Consider the following 1363-nt stretch of genomic DNA (forward strand, 5'->3'; position numbering starts at 1 on the left):
GTTGCCCTTCAGCGCGTTGACGAATTCGTTGCCCGTCAGGTTGATGGCCCCGAGGCCGGCGTCGTCTGTGGTGGAAAGGCCCTCGATCTCCTGACCCGCCTGGAGCGTGTAGGAAACGCTCGCCAACACGGCGTCTGTCCCGCCGGCCGCGGCTTCGATCACCTGATCGCCGGCGTCGTCGACGATGTAGGTGTCGGCTCCCGCCATGCCCTTGAGCACGTCGGCGCCCCGTCCGCCGTCGAGCCGGTTCGCGAGGTCGTCGCCGGTGAGCATGTCCGCGGCGGACCCGCCGACGACGTTCTCGATGGCGACGAGCGTGTCCTCCGACTGGCCGCCGACCGTGACCACGGCGCTGGTGTTGCGGTTCAGCGTCACCGCGACGCTCGTGGTCTTGTCGCTGTAGTCCGCGGTGTCGACGCCCCCCTTGCCGTTCAGAGCGTCGGCCCCGAGCCCGCCCTTGAGGACGTTGTCGCCGGCGTTGCCTGTGATGGCCTGGCCGAATTCGTTGCCGGTGAGGCTCAGCGCCGCGAACCCGGCGACGTCGGCCGCCGCCAGCGACTCGATCTCCTGGCCCGCGAGCAGCGCATACCGCAGGACATTCGCCGCCACCTTCACAGTGTCGAGCGTTCCGCCGGCCGCGGCTTCGTAGACCCGGTCGGCCGCGTCGTCGACGAGGTAGGTGTCGTTGCCGGCAAGGCCGTACATCAGGTCGGCGCCGAGGCCGCCGTCGAGGACGTTGGCGCCCGCGTTGCCGCGCAGCCTGTTGACGAGCTCGTTGCCCGTCAGATTGATGGCCGTCTTTGCGGTATCGGAGGTCGTCGCGAGGATCTCGATCGCCTGCCCGGCTTCCAGCGCGAAGGTGACGCTCGACTTGATCGTGTCGGTCCCGCCGTTCGCCGTTTCGACCACGCGATCGCCCTGGCTACCGACCACATAGGTGTCGTTTCCGCCTGCGCCAATGAGCGTGTCGTCGCCCGCTCGGCCGTCGAGGACGTCGTCGCCATCTCCGGTCGTGACGGCATCGTTTCTGATGGTGAGGGTAAGATCGAAGCGCTCGGCGCCGGCGAAAACGACGCTGTGCGCGGACGAGTTCGCGAGGTCGAAGTAGCCGCCATAACCGGTCGCGAGCGTCCCGGTCTGGACGCCCGTGGTGACGCCGGCGCCGCTGTCGAAATGCGAATAGTCAACGATAAGCACGTCCGACCCCGTCCCGAGGTCGACGACGTCGTTGCCGCCGGCCACCTTGACGGTGTCGGCCCCCGCGTTCGTCGCGATCTGGTCGTCGTACTGCTCGCTGCGGGTGATGATGACGTCGTTGCCCGAGCCCGACTGGAAGCGATCCGCGTCGCCATTGCCGAGGTCC

Annotated in this window: 1 protein-coding gene; it reads right to left on the reverse strand. The window is 68.2% G+C overall.

Translation table 11 applies throughout. The features are described from left to right. On the reverse strand, positions 1-1363 hold a 1363-nt coding region (locus METY_RS20720; RefSeq protein ID WP_146035778.1), incomplete at both ends, for a calcium-binding protein.

Origin of the sequence: Methylopila sp. Yamaguchi (assembly GCF_002897035.1) — a bacterium.
Lineage (GTDB): Bacteria > Pseudomonadota > Alphaproteobacteria > Rhizobiales > Methylopilaceae > Methylopila.